Origin of the sequence: Galbibacter mesophilus (genome assembly GCF_023721415.1) — a bacterium.
Lineage (GTDB): Bacteria > Bacteroidota > Bacteroidia > Flavobacteriales > Flavobacteriaceae > Galbibacter > Galbibacter mesophilus.
The window spans coordinates 891,846-906,462 of sequence record NZ_JAMQVC010000001.1 but is presented as its reverse complement, the minus strand read 5'-3'; the positions used below and the strand labels follow the sequence as shown (position 1 = coordinate 906,462).

At 37.0% G+C, this 14,617-nt stretch carries 14 protein-coding genes and 1 tRNA gene; 7 read left to right on the top strand and 8 right to left on the bottom strand.

Going from position 1 to position 14,617, the window contains the following annotated elements; genetic code table 11:
* Positions 1 to 6: 6 nt before the first annotated feature.
* Positions 7 to 702: a hypothetical protein gene (locus NDQ75_RS03870; RefSeq protein WP_202028057.1), complete on the bottom strand. Its 696-nt coding sequence runs from the start codon at positions 700 to 702 to the stop codon at positions 7 to 9.
* Positions 703 to 746: 44 nt separating this feature from the next.
* Positions 747 to 1,454 carry a hypothetical protein gene (locus NDQ75_RS03865; protein ID WP_207190432.1) on the bottom strand — a complete coding sequence of 236 codons (708 nt, stop codon included), beginning with the start codon at positions 1,452 to 1,454 and terminating at the stop codon, positions 747 to 749.
* Positions 1,455 to 1,622: 168 nt separating this feature from the next.
* Here NDQ75_RS03865 and NDQ75_RS03860 point away from each other — a divergent pair, with 168 nt between their 5' ends.
* Together NDQ75_RS03860 and NDQ75_RS03855 are read left to right on the top strand one after the other, a co-directional pair.
* Positions 1,623 to 3,350: a hypothetical protein gene (locus tag NDQ75_RS03860; RefSeq protein ID WP_202028056.1), complete on the top strand. Its 1,728-nt coding sequence runs from the start codon at positions 1,623 to 1,625 to the stop codon at positions 3,348 to 3,350.
* Positions 3,351 to 3,450: 100 nt separating this feature from the next.
* On the top strand, positions 3,451 to 3,828 hold the full coding sequence (locus tag NDQ75_RS03855; RefSeq protein ID WP_202028055.1) for a hypothetical protein: 378 nt from the start codon (positions 3,451 to 3,453) through the stop codon (positions 3,826 to 3,828).
* Here the strand turns inward: NDQ75_RS03855 and NDQ75_RS03850 are convergent.
* The 6 genes from NDQ75_RS03850 to NDQ75_RS03825 all read right to left on the bottom strand — a co-directional run bounded on the left by NDQ75_RS03850 (position 3,818) and on the right by NDQ75_RS03825 (position 8,534).
* The gene (locus NDQ75_RS03850; RefSeq protein ID WP_202028054.1) at positions 3,818 to 4,264 is read right to left on the bottom strand and encodes a GNAT family N-acetyltransferase; all 447 of its coding nucleotides are present in this window, start codon (positions 4,262 to 4,264) and stop codon (positions 3,818 to 3,820) included. The two genes, NDQ75_RS03855 and NDQ75_RS03850, sit on opposite strands and share 11 nt — an antisense overlap.
* Positions 4,265 to 4,375: 111 nt before the next feature.
* Positions 4,376 to 6,082: a GMC oxidoreductase gene (locus NDQ75_RS03845; protein ID WP_202028053.1), complete on the bottom strand. Its 1,707-nt coding sequence runs from the start codon at positions 6,080 to 6,082 to the stop codon at positions 4,376 to 4,378.
* Positions 6,075 to 6,629, bottom strand: a complete 555-nt coding sequence (locus NDQ75_RS03840) for a gluconate 2-dehydrogenase subunit 3 family protein (protein ID WP_202028052.1) — start codon at positions 6,627 to 6,629, stop codon at positions 6,075 to 6,077. The genes NDQ75_RS03845 and NDQ75_RS03840 overlap by 8 nt, the downstream gene beginning before the upstream one ends.
* A gap of 223 nt (positions 6,630 to 6,852) precedes the next feature.
* Positions 6,853 to 6,923: transfer RNA gene (locus tag NDQ75_RS03835), tRNA-Cys, on the bottom strand.
* A gap of 59 nt (positions 6,924 to 6,982) precedes the next feature.
* On the bottom strand, positions 6,983 to 7,339 hold the full coding sequence (gene folB, locus NDQ75_RS03830; RefSeq protein WP_202028051.1) for a dihydroneopterin aldolase: 357 nt from the start codon (positions 7,337 to 7,339) through the stop codon (positions 6,983 to 6,985).
* Between the two features lie 331 nt (positions 7,340 to 7,670).
* Positions 7,671 to 8,534 carry an aldo/keto reductase gene (locus NDQ75_RS03825; RefSeq protein ID WP_202028050.1) on the bottom strand — a complete coding sequence of 288 codons (864 nt, stop codon included), beginning with the start codon at positions 8,532 to 8,534 and terminating at the stop codon, positions 7,671 to 7,673.
* A 178-nt stretch (positions 8,535 to 8,712) separates the two neighbouring features.
* On the opposite strand from NDQ75_RS03825, the gene NDQ75_RS03820 reads away from it, so the two are divergent.
* The 5 genes from NDQ75_RS03820 to NDQ75_RS03800 all read left to right on the top strand — a co-directional run bounded on the left by NDQ75_RS03820 (position 8,713) and on the right by NDQ75_RS03800 (position 14,609).
* Positions 8,713 to 9,783, top strand: a complete 1,071-nt coding sequence (locus tag NDQ75_RS03820) for a DUF4382 domain-containing protein (protein ID WP_202028049.1) — start codon at positions 8,713 to 8,715, stop codon at positions 9,781 to 9,783.
* A gap of 151 nt (positions 9,784 to 9,934) precedes the next feature.
* Positions 9,935 to 10,936: an AAA family ATPase gene (locus NDQ75_RS03815; protein ID WP_202028048.1), complete on the top strand. Its 1,002-nt coding sequence runs from the start codon at positions 9,935 to 9,937 to the stop codon at positions 10,934 to 10,936.
* 73 nt (positions 10,937 to 11,009) lie between these two features.
* Entirely contained in the window at positions 11,010 to 11,876 is an 867-nt protein-coding gene (locus NDQ75_RS03810; protein ID WP_202028047.1) for a DUF58 domain-containing protein, read from the top strand.
* 70 nt (positions 11,877 to 11,946) lie between these two features.
* Complete coding sequence (locus NDQ75_RS03805; RefSeq protein WP_202028046.1) at positions 11,947 to 13,605, top strand: BatD family protein; 1,659 nt, start codon at positions 11,947 to 11,949, stop codon at positions 13,603 to 13,605.
* A 2-nt stretch (positions 13,606 to 13,607) separates the two neighbouring features.
* Positions 13,608 to 14,609: a vWA domain-containing protein gene (locus NDQ75_RS03800; protein WP_202028045.1), complete on the top strand. Its 1,002-nt coding sequence runs from the start codon at positions 13,608 to 13,610 to the stop codon at positions 14,607 to 14,609.
* Positions 14,610 to 14,617 lie beyond the last annotated feature (8 nt).

Sequence of the window (14,617 nt, the reverse complement as noted above, 5' to 3'; positions counted from 1 at the left end):
GATAGTTTATTCTGTCTCTATTTTCTGCGAAAGAAATTGTAAATAATTCTGCCTTAAGATTAGTTCTACTTTTTTTGGGTCCTCAACTTTATAAATACCCTCATTATGGTCTGCTACAAAGTAGGTAAAAGAACCAAAATCTTGATGTGGAACTTCCAGTTGTTTCAGAATAAATTCTTTAAAGTTCCCTTCAAGGAAAATTACATCAAAAGAGGCTGTTTCGCCTTTGAGCCTATTTTTCAATTTCTTGGTCCTTCCGCTTATAGCATTTAATAAAGGATCTAAACTTAAAGACAAGCCATCTCCAGGATAATACATTTTCGTAGCGGTTTTAAGTCTTCTTTCCGCAGGGGTGTGTGTTTTGGGAATGTAATCGGTGAAGGTTCCGTATGATAATTTTTGGTCGGTAAGTACAATTTCTTCCAAAGGAATAACTTCTTTATCAATGTTGATTTGCAAAAATTCTTTTTTAAGTTCCTCTGGGGTAACGGTGAGATAAAAATTATCAAATTCATTAGAAGATATGTATAATTCGTCCCCTATCAATACATTTATTATGTAGTAATTTTCTTCTCTCCACCCTTCTTTATTGTTAGAAAAATTAACCACAGTGTAGCCCTTAAAAATGACATCGCCTTGATAAATCATTATTTTTAGTGGACGTTCTTGTTGTGCATGCAATGCCTTCACGCTAAATAGCATGCTTAAAATTGAAATAATGAAAAGATATTTTTTCAATTCTGTATTTATTGTTCGGCGGGATCTTTTACAAAATCAAAATAGGCTTTTCTAAGAAGGTACTCTACCCGTTTTCTTGCTAGACCCTTGTTAATAGCTTTGTATCTATCAGACACAAAATAACAAAATAGTCCGATATGCTCCTCTGGAACTTCCAGTTCATTCCTTATGTAATCTATGTAATTGTCCTCTAAAAACTCTACAATCAAGCTTTTAGTTTCTGCTTTTACCAATTTTTTCAGCTTTTTGGTTCGACCACTAATCATATTGATGATGGGATCTAGAGACAGCCCCGAAGTAGCTGCATTTAAGCGTCGTTCAGCAGGCGTATGTGTTTTAGGAATGTAATCCGTAAAAGTTCCGTAGGAAAGTTTTTTATCAGTTAAAATTACTTCGTCCAACTCAATGACGCCTTCTTTAGTGTAAACTTCTATTTTTTTGGTGATTATATGTTCCGTGGTAACCAATTTGTAAAAGTTTTTAAAATCTGAAGATGCAAAAAAGAGTTCGTCTCCTTCCGAAGCGGTTATGGAGTGGTATCCATCTTTAAATTCACCCTCTGCTTTGGTAGTTAAATTTGCAATGCCAAAATTTTCCACCGCTTTGCCATCTTTATAGATAAAGACATTTATTGTGGTTTCTATTTGAGAGTGAATTAGAAAAGGAACAATCCAAAAGGCAAAAATTAAAAGAAGTCGGTGTAGTAATTTTTTCACATGTAATAGGCGTTAGTTAGCGCAATATATTTTATTTGAAAACAGGTATATTGTTGTTTAACAGAAGTTTCACGACAATTTGGGATAGTTTTTGTAGTCTTTAGTATAGCATAAGTAGTTTTTAATAATTCTGTATCTTTCATCTCAACAAAATTTAAATCAATAAACATGCCCAAATCATTTAAATTGTGTTTAACCATGGCAGGAGCCGTATCAGCAGGTTCTTATACGGCTGGCGTGCTTGACTATTTAATGGAAACGCTCTCCTTGTGGGAAAGTGCCAAAGAAAAAAATAGAAAATTGGGAGTTTCCCATCCTGATTACGATTTCTCTGTGCCCATGCATGAGGTGGAAATAGATGTGCTGAGTGGAGCTTCGGCAGGGGGAATAACCAGCACACTTACGCTGATGAGTTTGTTGAATAGTAAGCATAAACCTGTAAATCGTTTTAACCAAAAAGGTGAGGATAACTTATTTTACAAGTGTTGGGTGGATATGGCAGACGATGAAAAGGAAAAAACACTTGAAAAGCTGTTGGATACTGGTGACCTTTCTAAAGATAAAACACCAGAATCTCTTTTAAATAGCAAAGCTATCGATGTCATTGCGAAAGAAGCGCTTACCATAAATACCGATGTTTCTTATCCGCCATATGTTTCTAAAAACCTCGATTTAATTTTAACAACCACCAATTTACGAGGACTCAATTTTAAGGTTGATTTTAGTGGCGACAGTAAAACGAATTCTGCGAATATAATTACCAATCACGGTGGATTCTTTAGGTACAAGGTAAAGAATGAATTGTTGGAAAGAGGTGTTCCGGAGGATGATAGCGCCCTGTACTATGTTTTGGACCTTAACGAAGTAAAGGATATAAACTATTTAAAGGACGCTACCTTGAGCACGGCCGCTTTCCCTATCGGTCTTAAATCCCGAGAAATTGAAATTTCAAAAAAGTATATTGAACGATACCCTAATTATTTATTCGGAAGAAGAAGCGGAATAGAGCCATTGATTTTGGATAATGAAGATAGTTATAAATTCAACTCGATTGATGGAGGGTTAATTAACAATGAGCCTTATGGAATTGGAATTAAAGTGCTGAATGAAAAAAATGAAAATCTTAAGGAAAAGGATAACTATGCTGTTGTAATGGTAGATCCTTTCCCCAATCAAGATAATAACCCGTCTCTTTTCAATCCTGAAAGAAATATTTGGAGTGTTGCCAAAGGCATGTTCAAGGCATTGAGAAACCAAGTAATGTTTAACCAAGATGGTATTTTTGATGCACTATCTTTAAGCGATCGTACTAAATTTTTAGTGGCGCCGAGTAGAAAAACCATGATTAATGGAGAGGCGATTAGGGAGCAGCATCATTTGGCATCTTCTCCCATAAGTGGTTTTGCAGGTTTTATGGATAAAAAATTCAGGAAACATGATTTTGAACTCGGCAGAAAAAATTGTCAAGATTTTTTGCGCTATCATTTTTCTGTGGTCATGGATAATGCCGAAAAGCGATTGGATAGTACAATAACTTCGGAAGCAATGGATAGGTTTTCTTATGCGAATCCGCCCAAAGATCCAAATGGAGCACGTTTTTTTCCTATTATACCCGACATGAAAACCAAAAAAGCATTCTCTCAAGATTTTGATTTTGAAAACTTCGGAACAGATGCTGCACTGAGTTATCCAATCTATCCTAAAATAGATCTTGAGCTTTTTGAAAAAGCCTATAAATCGATTTTTAAGAAACGGGTTAGAACATTAGTGAGAAGTATTTCGGGCAGCACGATTTTAACCCTTGGATTTCGTTTGTTTTATCAGCGCAAAGCATATCAATTTATTATGGAAACCATTCGTAAAAGTTTACATGAAGCCGGATTGGTGGAGCGGTAAGAGGAATACCAAAAGAATGTCGGAATAATTAGTTTGCAGGCTTAACACTATTTAACTATCTGATAATTGGATATTTACGTGAAAATTTGTATAATACATTATGATAAGCATTGATAAAGAGAATTATACAGATTTTTTAACCAGATCGGTTAATTATTTAGAGAACAGAGGGTTTAACAATATAAAAGCTGACCTAGAAGGCTATGAAACCCCAAAATCCTTTATAAAAAAGGGGAGTGATGTCACTATTACCCCCGATATTGTTGCTGACAAGAATGGGATTAAACATTTTTTTGAAATTAGTGTAAAGTCTGAAAAACCACATCTTTTAAAGTCCAAGTGGATGTTTTTAGATGTATTGAGTAAGATGAAGTCGTACCGATTTAAAATTATCAGTACTAAAGGGCACTATAAGTTTACAAATACCATGCTTGACGATTTGAATATGGATAAAAAGATGATCAAGATCAATCCTTGATCATCTTTATATGTGGTATGCCATCCTCTAGGTAACCTTCACCGATTTCCTGAAAGCCATGCGATCTATAAAACTTATCAAGATAGCGTTGGGCTGATATTTCTATGCGCTGTTTTCCGTAACTTTTATAAATAGCTTCAATTGAGGCTTTCATAATTTCATGTCCGAAGCCGTACTTTCTTTCCTTTTTTCTCACCACCACTCTTCCAATACTTGGATTGTTAAAATATTCCCCAGCATTAAAAACACGTGTGTAAGCCACTAAAATTCCTTCGTGAAAACCCAAAACGTGCAGCGCTTTTTGGTCTTTATAATCAATATCTTGATAAACACAGTCCTGTTCCACCACAAAAACTTCACTGCGCAATTGAAGTAATGCGTAGAGTTCATTGGTATCAAGTTCAGAAAATGTTTTTATATGTATTTGCAATTTCATTTCATCAAGTTAATTGCAAATGTAAAAATCTGTAATTTAAAAAGTGATGTTTGGGGAATATTCATTCAGTGTAATTAAATTATCTTACAGAACGGTTATTGCCTCTGAATATTATTTCTTTGATTCCTTAACCGCATGGTCGCAAGCCCGAGCCGTAAGTGCCATATACGTTAAAGACGGATTTTGGGTAGCGGTAGAAGTCATACACGCCCCATCCGTTACATATACATTCTTGCATGCGTGCAATTGATTCCATTTGTTTAGCAATGATGTTTTCGGATCGTGACCCATTCTTACGCCGCCCATTTCATGGATATCAAGTCCAGGTGCTTTTTTGGAATCATTGGCTTTAATATTTTTAAATCCGGCCACTTCAAACATTTCGGTAAGCTGCTCAACATAATCCAGATTCATTTTTTCATCATTTTCATCGTAATCCAAATTAATGCGTAGCTGCGGAATTCCATATTGATCCACTTTCTCCGTATCTAAGCTAAGCGTGCTCTCTTCTTTCGGAATGGTTTCTCCCATCATGTGAGAACCAACACGCCAATTTCCATATTCGGCGGTGTTCAGGTTTTCCATTAAATCAGGACCAATAGCATCTGTCTCTTGCTCAACAATTCTATTCGCATAAAATCCAGCAGCATATCCTCTTAGAAAATCGGTTTCTTGCTTGTAGACATTTCTAAATCTTGGAATGTAGCCGCTCGTAGGTCTTCTCCCAACGGTAGTTTTGTCTAAGTTTCCATCAAATTCTGCGCTGATGTTCATTCGGTAATTATGAAAAGCGATGTATTTTCCTAGAAGTCCGTTATCGTTTCCTAATCCGTTCGGGAAACGATTGGATTTCGAATTCAGCAATATCATATTGGTGTTAAAGGCACTCGCATTTACAAAAATTACGGGTGCAAAATATTCTGTGGTTTCTTTTGTATTGCCATCAATTACACGAACTCCAGTAGCTTTTTCTTTTTTGTCATCATAAATAATAGAATGTACCACGGCATCGTGTTTCATGGTGAGGTTGCCTGTTTTAGCGGCCCAAGGAAGGGTACTGGAATTGCTGCTGAAATAGCCGCCAAACGGACAACCACGTCGGCATAAATCCCTTGTTTGACACATTCCACGTCCTTGTTGTATAAAAATATCTTTGGTTTCTGTAATATGGGCGCAACGACCATAAATTACGTGTCGCTGATTCTTGTATTTTTCAGCAATTACTTTTTTAAAGTATTCTTCTGTGGCGTTTAGCCCCATTGATTTTAAGAATTCTCCGTCGGGGAGTACATCCAGTCCATCATATTCACCAGAAATACCTACAAATTTTTCAACATAGCTGTACCATGGGGCAAGGTCTTTATACCGAATCGGCCAATCGACTGCAAACCCGTCTCTTGCAGGGCCTTCAAAATCGAAATCACTTAAACGTTGTGTTTGGCGTGCCCATAACAAAGATTTTCCTCCCGTTTGGTAGCCCCGAATCCAATCAAATCGCTTTTCCTGAATGTAAGGCTGTTCTTTATCTTTTGTGAAGAAATGTTGGGAATCCTCTTTAAAATTGTAACAACGAGCCGCGATGGGATTTTCTTTCTTTATTTTTTCAGGAACAACATTGGCATGTTTTAGTTCCCAAGGCATCAAATTCGTTGTCGGGTAGTTTTCCACATGACTTACTTCCCTGCCACGCTCCAACACAAGAGTCTTGAGTCCTTTTTCTGTAAATTCTTTTGCCGCCCAACCGCCGCTCATGCCCGAACCAATAACAATGGCGTCAAAACTGTTTTTTTTAGTACTGTCTATGTTAAAATTAGGCATTGATATTGATTTTTTCGTTAGGGTCAATCGTTTTTGTTTTATAAGAAAAAGCACCGGGAATAAGGTTGTAAGGCATAACTTCGCTTAGATAGTATTCACTATTTTTATAGCCCCAGATTGCGGTATGCTTCGTGGTATGTAAAAAAGCAATCAAATCTGTATTCAGACTTTCATTGTTTAGCATGTTGGTTAAAGCGGTATATTTTTCTTCGGAAGAAAGGCCTTCAAAATCATCTCCGTAAGATTGTTTCACGGTAGTATTAAAAAGCCGTAACCCATTTAAAAAAGTGTCTTGTTTCTTTTTCTCAGCGCAATCGTCTAGCATTACCCAAACAAAGTTTTGAACGCCCAGAGATACACCGCCCTTTAAATTATCTTCCGGAAGGATAACAGCTATCAGTTGCTCCATTAACTCCTCTTCTTCGATTTTTATCTGTAAATTATTTAGGGCAATTGGGGTGCGTTTTTCCAAAAAACTACAAGAAGGCATCAGCATAAGTCCGCCTGTAAGTAATCCTAAATTTTTAAGGACGCTTCTTCTCTTCATATTTTCACTAATAAATTACTAAAACGAGATTGGTGTAAGGACTGGCTTTAGATCGAACAAATATATTTACAGGTGATTAATAAACACAAAGAGCGCATTTGTTTTTTGTTAAAATGATAAAATAATAGAAGTATTTGAAAAGATTCTTTTGAAGGATTTTTGTAAAGTGGAAGTTGTGAAAAAATAAACCCCAAAGTTTTTAAGAACTTTGGGGTTTTGGTTGAGGCATCGAGCGGATTCGAACCGCTGTACAAGGTTTTGCAGACCTCTGCCTAGCCACTCGGCCACGATGCCCTTTTGCGGAGCGCAAATGTAATAAAAATATTGTTCTTAATCCAAAAAGGATGTTTAAATTATCTGCTAAGTGTCATTTGAATGGTCACCTGTTCCACATTCCCTCCGATGGGTGGGTTGATTTTGGAAACTTCTACAGTCACTTCGTTGGCGATGGCAATTTCTGCCAAAATGCGATCGATAATCCGTTTCGCTACATGTTCCAATAATTTTGAGCGAACCGCCATTTCATCTTTTACAATTCGGTTTATTTGAACATAATCTACGGTATCTTTTAATTGGTCACTTTCCGCAGATGGTTGTAAATTCGCTTTAACCTCCACATCAACGCGGTAATCGCTACCTATTTTCCCTTCCTCTACCAAACATCCATGGTATGCATACACTTGAATATTGGTTACTTTTATTATTCCCAAAATCGTTTTCTTTTAAGAATGCAAAAATAAAGTTTAATTCATTAAGACTGAAATTTAGTAGTTATGAATGTTGTGGTTGCTGGATGATGGGTGTTTATTTGTTAAATCGACTAATTTAAATTTTTCGAGCTTCTGTCTCCCGTCTTCTAGCCTCCAGCCTCTATTGTTGATTCGTTAAGTTGATAAGTCGTAAAGTTGATAGCTGCTCGATTTTCTTGAATGACCTGATATCCCTGCCAACTGAACACTGACCACTGACCACTGGCTACTCTAACTAACCTCTAGCGTCTGGTTTCCAATACCTAAAACCCAACATCCAACACCTAAACCCCTAAGGAACCTTATGTCCTTGGCTTTCTACTAGCAGTGAAAACCAATCTTCACGGTCGAGTTCGATGTCTAGCGCTTTTACCGAATTTGTAATACGCTCTTTATTGGTCGTTCCAATAACAGGGTGTATTCCGGAAGGATGTTTTAAAATCCAATCCAATAAAAGTTGGTCTGCCGTAGCATGGTATTTTTCAATAAGCTCAAAAAGCTTGTGTTTTATTCGCAATGTCTGGTCTGTAGACTGTTTAAAAATAAGTCCGAGCGGACTCCATGCCATTGGCTTAATGTTGTTCTGCATCATATAATCCAAATCGCCATTCAACATGGCATCAAAATGAGTTATCGAAAACTCTATTTGGTTAACGGCGACTTCCGTTTTGTCTTTAATTAGAGCTGTTTGGGAGGGTGTAAAGTTAGAAAGTCCGAAATGGTTTATTTTTCCTTGTTTCTTAAGCGCTGCAACGGCCTCTGCAATTTCATCGGGTTGCATCAGCGGGCTAGGTCTGTGGAGCAATAAAAGATCAATATAATCAGTTTGTAAATTTTTTAAAGATTCATCTACCGACCAAATGATATATTCCTTGGAAAGATTGTAATGTTTTATCTTATTGTCCCTATTCTCGCAAACGTATTGAATTCCGCATTTGGTAATAAGTTGTACTTCCTCCCGGTTTAAGCCACTATCCTTAAAGGCAGCTCCAAAAGCTTGCTCGGTAGTATATCCGCCATAAATATCAGCATGGTCAAACGTAGAAATTCCTTCCTTAAAACAATGAAGAATAAGATCTTTCATCTCATTTTTTTGGAGTGATTTCCCCCAACTTCCCCATGTCATGGTACCGGCAATTATTTTTGAAAAATTCATTGTATTTAGATAGGTTAAATTTGCAAAATGAAAATAATGTAACTGTTCAACACAATAAAGAGATTTTTAAACATTAACATTCCTTAACATCTGGTTTTTAAAATGGGCACGTAATTATTAATAGTACCTCACGCTTGAGGGATTAAAACAAATACTAATAAATTAAAAACACCTATTTATGAAAAATCTGAAAAGAATATCAAAAATTACATGTCTAGCATTGGCTACTTTATTCTTGACTATTAGTTGTAGTGAGGACGATACAAATACTGATATGCCTTCTGAAGACATGGCGAAAGTAAAAATTAATCTTGTGGATGCTCCAGGAGACTATGAGAAAGTGAATATAGACATTCAAGATGTATTAATTAACCGTTCTGATGATGAAGAAGGTGGATGGGAGAGTGTTGGAGAAGTAAATACAGGTGTATACGATTTGTTGGAGCTAACCGGCGGTGCCAGTGTAGTATTGGTAGAAAATGAAATATTAGAAGGCGATATAGAGCAACTTCGATTGGTGTTAGGAGAAGAAAACTCCGTGGTTGTCGACGGGGAAGAGTATCCTTTAGACACACCAAGTGCTCAGCAGTCAGGTTTAAAAATAAAATTTGATGACGTTGAATTGGAAGGTGGTTTTACATATGAGATTACGCTCGATTTTGACGCTGAAAAATCTGTTGTAGATGCTGGGAATTCAGGGAAATACATTCTAAAGCCAGTTATAAATGCAAGTACGGAAGTAAACTCTGGAAAAATTAGAGGGGCTGTAACGCCAAACGATTATCAAGTATTGGCATGGGTAGTTGCAGATCAAGACACTATAACTACATATACAAACGACGAAGGTATATATGTATTAAGTGGTGTTCCTGCTGGTACATACGATGTTATGCTTACCCCTGATGAAGCATCTGGATTGGCAAACGCTACTATAGCAGATGTGGTAGTAGAAAATGGAGCTGTTACTGATGCCGGAACCGTAGAACTAATGGCAATTTCTGGAGGAAACATTACAGGAACTGTAGTAAATGCAGATGTTGTTGTAACTGCATCTATAATGGTAGGTGAAGAAATGGTTTCGGCTGATATTAATGAAGAAGGTATGTTTACATTGGAAAATATTCCGGCTGGCACATATATTTTAACCCTAACTCCTGGTGAAGGTTCTGCATTTGGAATTAAGGAGGTTGCTGATGTGGAAGTAGTTGAAGGAGAGATAACTGCGTTGGGAGATATTACCTTGGAATAGTTAAAAAGACATAAAATATATTAAGAGTGCCCTAATGTTCAGGGCACTCTTTATTTTTTAACCAATTGTTAACAGCGGTAGTCTAAATAAATTTTCAATTTGCGTCCTATTATAGATGGTGTTATATTGATGCCTCAAAAAATTAACATAAATGGAGCAAAATACTACGTTGGATATTAACGCTATTAACGAAAAAATTGAAAAAGAAAGTGCTTTTATCGATGTACTAACTTTAGAGATGAATAAAGTTATTGTAGGGCAAAAGCACATGGTAGAAAGATTGTTGATTGGTCTCTTAGGGCAAGGACATATTTTATTGGAAGGTGTACCCGGTTTGGCAAAAACCTTAGCCATTAACACCCTTGCAAAAGCAGTACACGGGAGTTTCAGCCGGATCCAGTTCACCCCCGACCTTCTACCTGCAGATGTGGTGGGGACGCTTATCTATAACATGAAAGTAAACGACTTCTCCATAAAAAAAGGACCTATTTTTGCCAATTTCGTGTTGGCAGATGAGATCAACCGAGCCCCTGCAAAAGTTCAGTCGGCTTTGTTGGAAGCCATGCAGGAAAAGCAAGTAACCATTGGTGATGAAACTTTTATCCTTGAAAAGCCATTTTTGGTAATGGCAACTCAAAACCCAGTGGAACAGGAGGGTACTTACCCGTTACCGGAAGCACAGGTAGACCGTTTTATGCTGAAGACCGTAATTGATTATCCAAAGCTGAACGAAGAACAACTTATTATTCGTGCTAACTTAAAAGGGGAATTCAATAAAGTAAATCAAGTAGTTTCCATAGATCAAATTTTAAGGGCACAAGCTTCGGTTAGAGAAGTGTATATGGACGAGAAAATAGAAAAGTACATTCTGGACATCATTTTTGCTACCCGTTATCCTGAAAAATATAATTTATCAGACCTTAAACCTCTCATTAGTTTTGGAGCTTCGCCAAGGGGAAGTATTAATTTGGCAACAGCAGCAAAATGTTACGCCTTCATCAAAAGGAGAGGTTACGTAATTCCAGAGGATGTAAGAGCTGTAGTACACGATGTGTTACGCCACAGGGTTGGTATTACCTACGAAGCAGAAGCGGAAAATATTACTTCCGAAGAAATCATCAACAAAATAGTAAACGAAATAGAAGTGCCATAACGGTTTAAAGTTTCACGTTCAAAAGTTTAAAGTTACTTGAACACATAACATTAAACTAAACTTTGAATTTACTATGGATACTAAAGAGTTACTAAAGAAAGTAAGGAAAATTGAGATAAAAACCCGCCGATTGAGTGATCATATCTTCGGAGGGGAATATCATTCTACCTTTAAGGGTCGGGGAATGACATTTAGTGAGGTGCGCAATTACCAATTTGGGGACGATGTAAGAAATATAGATTGGAACGTAACTGCCCGCTATAACGAGCCTTTTGTAAAGGTTTTTGAAGAAGAACGCGAACTTACCATGATGTTAATGGTAGACGTCTCAGGCTCTGAATTCTTCGGTACTACCCAACAGTTTAAAAAAGATATTATCACTGAAATTTCTGCTACATTGGCTTTTTCTGCCATGCAGAACAACGATAAAATTGGACTTATTCTGTTTTCAGACCAAATAGAACTTTACATTCCGCCTAAAAAAGGGAGATTTCACGTATTGAGGATTATTCGTGAGCTGTTGGAATTTAAACCAGAAAGTAAAAACACCGATATACAAGGAGCGCTTAAGTTTATGTCGAGCGTAAGCAAGAAAAGAGTAATTGCCTTTTTGCTCTCTGATTTTATGGCCGACAACTACGAACATTCGCTTAAAATTGCGGCAAACAAACACGATATTACGGGAATTCGCATTTACGATGAAAAAGAAGAGAGCATGCCTAATATTGGTTTTGTTCAAATGGAAGATGCTGAGACTGGTGAGCTTATGTTGGTGAATACCAAAGCAAAAAGTGTTCGAAATCAATACGCCAAGTATTATTTAAATCGCGTGGATTATTTCCAAAATACGTTCTCCAAAAGTGGAGCGGGTGTTATTAGCAGCCGTGTAGATGAAAGTTATGTGAAAAAGTTATTAGGGTATTTTAAACGAAGGGGATAGCCCACAATTATCGCTGGGCACTATTGTTTGTTAGGAGCCCAAATAAACAGTGAGATTACGAAAATAAAAAATGACAGATTTAATCTTAACAAATACATTTATCGCATCAATCAATAAAAAAGCAAGTATTTTACTATTGCTTTTTTGTTGTTTGTCCTTTTGTGGGTTAGCCCAATCTACACCCACTGTAAAGTCATCGGTAGATTCTACTTCGATAAAAATAGGGGAGCAAATTCATTTTACTTTTGAAGTGGAAGCAGATACCGCTTCACAAGTTATTTTTCCGGAAGGGCAAACTTTTATGCCTTTGGAAGTAGTGGAAGCTTTGCCAACCGATACGATTGTAAATCAGGATAAATTCAACTTAATCAAGAAATATGCCCTAACCCAGTTTGATTCTGGGAGCTACACTTTGCCGCGTCAGCAGGTTATGATTAACAACAAACCGTATTTTACAGATTCCCTTAAGATTGAGGTAAATACAGTAGTGGTTGATACAACCAAACAAAAAATGTACGACATCAAAGCGCTGGCTGAGGTTGAAAAACCTATGGGCGATTGGTGGAAATGGTTGCTGGGAGGATTGTTGGTTGCTGCTTTGGTAGGCGGATTGCTATACTGGTTTGTCTTCAGAAAAAAACCACTTACCGAAGAAGAAAAAATTGCGTTGTTACCGCCGTACGACCGCGCTTTAGCGGAATTGAAGAGATTGGACGAATCGAAATACTTAATTCAATCGGAATACAAAGAATACTATTCTGAACTGACCAATATTGTACGTTCATACTTGGAGGAAGATGTGCATATTTCAGCATTGGAAAGTACAACGGATGAGTTGATTACAAAAATGGAAATGCTGCGTGATTCTGGAAGCCTTAAAATAGATGATGATACTATCAAGCAGTTTAAAAACGTATTGCAAACAGCTGATTTGGTAAAATTTGCTAAGTCAACACCTGAAAATTCGGTGATTGATCGCGACAGAAAAACCATTGAACAAATTGTGGTAAAAACTAAAGAAGCGTTGCCAGAACCTACCGAAGAAGAATTGATGGAGCAGGAAGAGTATGTGGAGGAGTTTAAGCGTAAGAAAAGACATCAACAGATAAAATACGCGATAGCAGCGGGCGTTGCGGTATTGGTAATTACAGCTGGAGTTTTTACCTACAAATATGGCTTTAGTTCCGTAAAAGACTCTGTTTTTGGCCATCCTACCAAAACATTATTGGAAAATGAATGGATTGGAAGTTCTTACGGATTTCCAGCTATTTATTTAGAGACCCCAGAGGTTTTAAAAAGAGATGAAGAAATTGCTTCCAATGAAATGACGGGCACTAGTAGTCATCAAGAGTTTTCGTACGGAGAATTGGGAAGTAATTTCTATATAAAAACCAGTATTTCCACTTACAATAAAGAAGCCGATTTTGATGCCAAAAAAGCCATCGATGCAGCTTTAGAGCAAGTAGAAAAAGCAGGTGCAAAAAATATGATTGTTAAGCAGGAAGATTTAACAACACCAACAGGTAAAGAAGGCAATAAAGTATTCGGTACACTGGAAATTGAAAACCCAGAAACCAATAAAGTACGTGAAGAAGCGTATGTTATTTTAAGTTTTGTGCAAAATGGAGGTTTTCAGCAAGTGATAATGGTGTATGAGCAAGACGATCGATATGCGAAAGAAATTGTTGAAAGAGTTACGAATTCTATTGACTTTAAAACGGAAAGCTAATTATGTTTGAAAATATACAATTCGCAAATCCACAATTTTTCTGGTTGTTTTTACTACTACCAGTAGCGATTGCATGGTATTTTTTTAAGCGTAAAAAACAAACCGCTTCTTTAAAAATATCAAGTATAAAAGGGTTTAAAGGTACGCCATCTATTTTGGCAAAACTTCAGCCAGCACTATTTGTGATGCGTCTTTTAGCATTGGCGGCGTTAATTGTAGCCATGGCAAGACCGCAGACTGAAGATATTTCCACGCGTACGAAAACTACAAGGGGAATCGATATTGTTATGGCAATAGATGTTTCTTCCAGTATGCTGGCGCGCGATTTAAAACCGAATAGATTGAGTGCCTTAAAGAAAGTGGCCGCAGAATTTATTAAAGAGCGCGTTAACGACCGAATTGGTTTGGTGGTGTATTCTGGGGAAAGTTTTACGAAAACCCCAATCACCAGCGATAAAGCTATTGTTTTACGTTCTTTGAACGATATTAAATATGGGCAATTGGAAGATGGAACGGCTATTGGAATGGGCTTGGCAACATCCGTAAACCGATTGAAAGATAGCAAAGCGAAAAGTAAGGTAATTATTTTACTTACTGACGGAGTTAACAATAGCGGATTCATAGAACCACAAACCGCTGCTGGATTAGCCATTGAATATGGTATTAAAACATACACAATTGGTTTGGGTAGTAATGGAATGGCATTGTCGCCCATTGCCTATAATCCGGATGGAAGCTTTAGATATGGAATGAGTAAAGTGGAGATAGATGAAGCCCTGCTGAAAGATATAGCCGATAAAACAGGTGGAAAATACTTTAGGGCAACAAACAATGAAAAGCTTTCCGAAATCTATGAAGAGATTAATAAACTGGAAAAAACAGATATAGAGGAGTTTAAATATTACAATTACGAAGAGAAATTTAGAGTATTTGCCCTTTTAGCATGCGGACTGCTATTGTTGGAATATTTGTTGAGGTACACTGTTTTTAGAAGTTTTGTTTAGACTATGGA